Origin of the sequence: Geminicoccus sp., from assembly GCF_035556675.1 — a bacterium.
Lineage (GTDB): Bacteria > Pseudomonadota > Alphaproteobacteria > Geminicoccales > Geminicoccaceae > Geminicoccus.
The window spans coordinates 1-5,492 of record NZ_DATMFZ010000058.1; the positions used below are offsets into that span (position 1 = coordinate 1).

Annotated in this window: 7 protein-coding genes; 4 read left to right on the plus strand and 3 right to left on the minus strand. The window is 69.8% G+C overall.

Annotation, left to right across the window (positions count from 1 at the left end; genetic code table 11):
• Both VNS22_RS04510 and VNS22_RS04515 read right to left on the minus strand, forming a co-directional pair.
• Positions 1–1,265, minus strand: a 1,265-nt coding sequence (locus VNS22_RS04510) for an HAD-IC family P-type ATPase (RefSeq protein WP_325730038.1), incomplete at its 3' end; no start/stop codon positions are given.
• Positions 1,266–1,345: 80 nt separating this feature from the next.
• Complete coding sequence (locus tag VNS22_RS04515) at positions 1,346–1,693, minus strand: DUF3140 domain-containing protein (RefSeq protein ID WP_325730040.1); 348 nt, start codon at positions 1,691–1,693, stop codon at positions 1,346–1,348.
• Positions 1,694–1,780: 87 nt separating this feature from the next.
• Here VNS22_RS04515 and VNS22_RS04520 point away from each other — a divergent pair, with 87 nt between their 5' ends.
• Positions 1,781–2,002 (plus strand): DUF2945 domain-containing protein, encoded by a 222-nt coding sequence (locus VNS22_RS04520; protein ID WP_325730042.1) that lies wholly within the window; start codon positions 1,781–1,783, stop codon positions 2,000–2,002.
• Positions 2,003–2,258: 256 nt separating this feature from the next.
• Positions 2,259–3,548: an OprO/OprP family phosphate-selective porin gene (locus VNS22_RS04525; protein ID WP_325730044.1), complete on the plus strand. Its 1,290-nt coding sequence runs from the start codon at positions 2,259–2,261 to the stop codon at positions 3,546–3,548.
• 7 nt (positions 3,549–3,555) lie between these two features.
• Here the strand turns inward: VNS22_RS04525 and mntR are convergent, their stop codons facing one another.
• Positions 3,556–3,990, minus strand: a complete 435-nt coding sequence (gene mntR, locus VNS22_RS04530) for a manganese-binding transcriptional regulator MntR (protein WP_349261707.1) — start codon at positions 3,988–3,990, stop codon at positions 3,556–3,558.
• A gap of 184 nt (positions 3,991–4,174) precedes the next feature.
• Here mntR and VNS22_RS04535 point away from each other — a divergent pair, with 184 nt between their 5' ends.
• Complete coding sequence (locus tag VNS22_RS04535) at positions 4,175–5,086, plus strand: metal ABC transporter substrate-binding protein (RefSeq protein ID WP_325730048.1); 912 nt, start codon at positions 4,175–4,177, stop codon at positions 5,084–5,086.
• Positions 5,086–5,492 (plus strand): ATP-binding cassette domain-containing protein (locus VNS22_RS04540; RefSeq protein WP_325730050.1); only part of this gene is annotated, 407 nt, incomplete at its 3' end. The genes VNS22_RS04535 and VNS22_RS04540, both read left to right, overlap by 1 nt.

The following is a 5,492-nucleotide window of genomic DNA, read 5'->3' on the forward strand; positions in this document are numbered from 1 at the left end:
TAGCGTCCGTCGATCCCCACCTGGATCACCGCGTCGCCGTCATCCGGTCGCGGCGGCATGGCCGCGACGTGGGCGCGCACGAAGCCGTAGCCGCCCAGGGCCACGTCATGCCCGTCGACCCGCCCGGCGAGGCCGGCGCCACTCTCCTCGGCGACCGATTGCGGTTCGGCGAGAGCGAGCCCGCGCGCCCGGGCCGCCTCGGCCAGGGTCGTCGCCAGCACATGGGTCGAGGCCTGGTCGAGCGAGGCGGCGAGCCGCAGGATCTCGCCGGGATCGAAGCCCGGTGCGGCCTCGATCCCGGCGATTTCGGCCTCCCCCAGGGTCAGGGTGCCGGTCTTGTCCAGGACGGCGATGCGCGCCCGGCCCAGCGCCTCCAGCGCCTTGCCGCCCTTGACCAGCACGCCCAGCCGGGCGGCGCGCGAGATGCCGGAGATGATCGCGACCGGCACGGCCAGGATCAGCGGGCAGGGTGTCGCCACCACCAGCACGGCCAGCGCCCGGATCGGGTCGCCGCTCCACAGCCAGGCGGCGAGCGCCAGCGCCACGGTGAGCGCGAGGAAGCCCATGGCCCAGCGGTCGGCCAGCCGGGCCGCCGGGGCGCGCGCCCGGTGCGCCGCCTCCACCAGCCGCACGATCCCGGCATAGGCGCTCGCGCTGGCCGGGCGGAGCACCAGCAGGTCGAAGGGGGCACCCACCGAGACGGTGCCGCTCAGCACCTCGCTGCCCTGGTCCATCTGCCGGGGCAGCGGTTCGCCGGTGAGCGCGGAGGTGTCGATCATGGCGCTGCCATGCTGGACCCGGCCGTCCACCGGCAGCACCTCGCCCTGCCGGATCAGGATGCGGTCGCCGGGGAGGAGCGTGTCGATGTCGACCTCGGCCAGCCCGTCCCGGCCATAGCGCATGGCGGTGCGCGCCACCCGCCCCAGCAGGGCGGTGAGGTCGCGCTGGGCGCGCCGCTCGGCCACCTGCTCCAGCAGCTCGCCGCCGGCATACATCAGGGCCACGACATTGCCGGCCAGGGTCTCGCCGAACAGGAGGGCTGTCCCCATGGCCAGCGCAGCCACCACGTCCAGGCCGACATCGCCCCGGCGCAGCGTGACCACGATCTGCCAGAGCAGGGCCAGCAGCACCGGCAGGGTGCCGGCGGTCCAGGCGAGCGGCGCCAGCCCGGTCCAGCCGGCGAGCCAGGCCACGCCGCCACCTGCCAGCCCAGCCAGCGCCACCAGCACCAGCCCGGCATCGGCCAGGCCCACCGGGAACCGCATCCCCTGCCTTCCCCATCCCTCACAGAGCCGAAGGGATTAGGCTACTTTCTAGAACAATTCCATTCGTGAGCTGCCGGCGTTCAGCTTTTCAGCGGGTCATGGCCCCAGTTCATCAGGGAGTAGCGCCAGCGCGAATGGGCGGCATCCTCCTTCGGCCCGCCCTGGGCCAGGTGGCGATGGACGTAGCCCGTCACCTTGCGCATGTGCGCGTAGTCGTCGTCGGTCAGCTCGCTCTTCTTCTTGCGCCTGATCTCGACGATCCGGCGCCCCGACTGGTGGCCGACCGCCTCGGTCTCGCCTTCGTGCGTCCAGCCCACCTGCCGGCTTTCCTCGGTGGCGAGGAACTTCTCGAGCTCGGCCGGCGTCATGTTCACCGCCTCGTCGAACGCCTGCCAGATCGCTGCATGGTCGTCGCTGTCCCGGCTCAAGGCCCTTCCTCCGCCTGCCCGCTGCGGAACGGGTGCCATCATGGTGCGTTCCCGAGGGTGGCGACGAGACGGCGAGGGAGCAGGCGGATGGCGGCGGAAAAGGATCTGCACGGGGGCGACCGGGTGAGCTGGGAGTCGTCGGGCGGGCACAGCACCGGCAAGGTCGTCCGCAAGCAGACCAGCCCGACCAGGATCAAGGGCCATCAGGTCGCCGCGTCGAAGGACCATCCCGAGTTCATCGTCGAGAGCAACAAGTCGGGCAAGCGGGCGGCGCACCGGCCGGAAGCACTGAAGAAGCTGGATGGCTGAGCGGGGGCTGACACCGACTGGCGGATCGAGATCTGCCGTCGACAGCAACGCTGATCTGTCATCGCATCGCCGACTGCCTCATTCGCCATGGCCGGGCCTGACCCGGCCATCCAGAAATCCGCGCAAGACTGGATGGCCGGCTCAAGGCCGGCCATGACGAGCTGGGACGAACAGCGCCTCATCTGCCCTGTTCCAACTTCGGTCTCCGTCCATCTTCACAGGCACCAGCCGCGGCAAGTCCAGCAAGGGGAGCATCATGCGTTCGTCGGATAAGAATCCAGGGCCGGCAACCAGGTTCACCCGGCCGGAGCCGCACCGCCAGGGCGGCGGCCGGCTGGCGGCCGGGCTGGTGGGCTGCCTCGCGCTGCTGGGCAGCGAAGCGGCCGGCGCCCAGGAGGAGGACGGGCTGACGCTCGATGGCGAGGGGATCACGCTGCGCTTCCTGGAAGGCCGCGCCGAGCTGAACCTGGGCGGCCGGCTCTATCTGGACCTGGGTGACGGCAGCGTGAGCGACGACGACGCCTACGACATCTTCGACAAGAACGTGGATATCACCCAGGCGCGGCTCGAACTGTCCGGCAGCTATGACGGGTGGCTGAACGGCGCCTACCAGTATGACCTGGCCGACAACGAGGCGCCGCTGAAGGACGTGGCGCTGGCCGTGGCCTGGCAGCCGGTCGTGGTGACGGTCGGCAACGTCAAGGAGCCGTTCAGCCTGGAGGAGGTGACCAGCGACAACGACATAGAATTCATGAGCCGATCCGTGGCCAATGCCTTCGCGCCCGGGCGGAATGTCGGCCTGGCGATCGCGGCGGCGCAGGACGACTGGACCGCGGCCGCCGGCATCTATGGCGGCAACATCAACGAGAGCTTCGAGGATGGCGGCACCGGCATCACGGCGCGCGTCACCTATGCGCCGGTCCGGACCGAGCGGGACATCGTCCATCTGGGCGGCTCGGTCGGCTACCGCGACCTGGATTCCGGCGAGGCGTCGTTCTCGACCACCCCGGAATCCGACCTGTTCAACGCCTCCCTGGTCGACACCGGCACGCTGGACGATGCGCAGTCGCTGACCCGCTTCGGCCTGGAGGCCGCCTGGCAGCGCGGCCCGGTCCGGGTGCAGGGGGAGTATGTCTTCACCCAGGTCGAGCGCGACGGCGGCCAGGGCGACCCGGACTTCCAGGGCGGCTATGTGATGCTCGCCTGGGTCATCAACGGGCCCGGCCGTCCCTACGGCACGGAGCTGCCCAGCTATGGCGGGGAACTCGGCCGGTTCGAGGGCGTGGAGCTGGACGAGGCGCAGCGCGTCACAAGAGGCGGCTACGGGGTGTTCGAGCTGGCCGGGCGCCTGAGCGGGATCGACCTGGACGACAAGGACGTGGCCGGCGGTCGCCAGGGCGACCTGACGCTCGGCCTGAACTGGTATCCGGACGAGAACGTCCGGGTGATGGCCAACTATGTGCGCGCCGAGGTCGATGACGCGCCCGAGACGGGCGGCGACGAGCATGCCGACATCTTCCAGATGCGCCTGCAGGTCGCCTTCTGAGCCGGTGTCAGGAGCGGTCCAGGAAGCGGCGGAACACCGCCAGCGTCTCCTCGCTCACATGATGCTCGATGCCCTCGGCGTCCATCTCGGCCACGTCGGGGCTCACGCCCAGCGCCACCAGGAAGTCGCGCACCAGCAGGTGGCGAGCGCGGGCGTGGGCGGCCATCTCGTGGCCGGCCTCGGTCAGGAAGATGGCGCGATACGGCGCGCTGGTAACCAGCCCGTCGCGGATCAGGCGCTGGATGGTCCGGGCCACGGTCGGGGGTGCGACGCCGAACCGCTCGGCCAGGTCGGTGGCGCGCGCCTCGCCCTGGGTGGCGATCAGCTCCGCGATCATCTCGACATAGTCCTCGGCCATCTCCGACTGATGCGCCCGGCGCACCCGCGCGAACTGCTCGGCATGCCGTCCGATCCGCTCACGCTCGCCCTGCCCGCTACCCATCACTTGCTCGTCCAAGGCTGCCTGCAACTCCACTGCCCGTCGTCATCGTTCCCCGGAGAAAGCATGCGGCCCGCCGGGTGTCGACCGATGAGAGAAATCTGGCTCGGGCTCATAAAGTTGCTACTGGACAAGTTTTTCACATATGACCATCTTTCTTGGCGTCGGCCAAGAATGGAGCGGATGGATGGTGTGGTATCGGGACTGGCGATGGCTGCCCCTGGCGGTGCTGGGGCTGGCCCTGGTGCTGGCGACCTCCCCGGCGGCGGCGGACGAGCACCGTCGCCTCAAGGTGGTCACCACCTTCACCGTGATCGCCGACCTGGTGCGCAACGTCGCCGGCGATGCGGCGGTGGTGGAATCGATCACCAAGCCCGGCGCCGAGATCCACAACTACCAGCCGACCCCGCGCGACATCGTCCGGGCGCGCGACGCCGACCTGGTGGTCTGGAACGGGCTCAACCTCGAATTGTGGTTCGAGCGTTTCTTCGAGCGCCTGATGTATGTGCCGGCGGTCGTGGCGTCGGAGGGGGTCGAGCCCATGTCGATCGGCGAAGGGCCCTATGAGGGCAAGCCGAACCCGCATGCCTGGATGTCGCCCGCCAACGCACTGATCTATGTGGAGAACATCAAGAACGCGCTCTCCAAGCATGACCCGGGCAATGCCGAGGTCTATGCGCGCAACGCGGCGGCCTATGCGGAGCGCATCAGGGCCGTGGATGCCGCGACCCGGTCGGCCCTGGCGCGCGTGCCGGAAGGGCGGCGCTGGCTGGTCACCAGCGAGGGGGCGTTCAGCTACCTGGCCCGCGACTACGGGCTGAGGGAGCTCTATCTCTGGCCGATCAACGCGGATGCCCAGGGCACGCCGCAGCAGGTCCGCAAGGTCGTGGACCAGGTGCGCGAGCACAAGATCCCGGTCGTGTTCAGCGAGAGCACGGTGTCGGACAAGCCGGCGCGCCAGGTCGCGCAGGAAACCGGTGCCGCCTATGGCGGCGTCCTCTACGTCGACTCCTTAAGCGAGGCGGACGGGCCGGTGCCGACCTATCTGGACCTGCTGCGCGTCACCACCCAGACCATCGTCACGGGGTTCATCTCCTGATGACCGCCCCTGGCATCGAGGCGCCCGCCATCGCCGTCGAGGACGTCACCGTCACCTACCGCAACGGCTTCACCGCACTGCACGATGCCAGCTTCCAGGTGCCGGCAGGCTCGATCTGCGCGCTGATCGGCGTCAACGGCAGCGGCAAGTCGACCCTGTTCAAGGCGATCATGGGCTTCGTGCCGCTGGCCCGCGGCAGCGTCCGCCTGTTCGGCGCGCCGGCCGGCCGGGCGCTCAAGGCCAACACGGTGGCCTACGTCCCCCAGGCCGAGGAGGTCGACTGGAACTTCCCGGTCCTGGTCGAGGACGTCGTCACCATGGGCCGCTACGGCCATATGGGCTTCCTGCGGATCGCGTCGAAGGAGGACCGGCGCAAGGTGGATGAGGCGCTGGAGCGGGTCGGCAT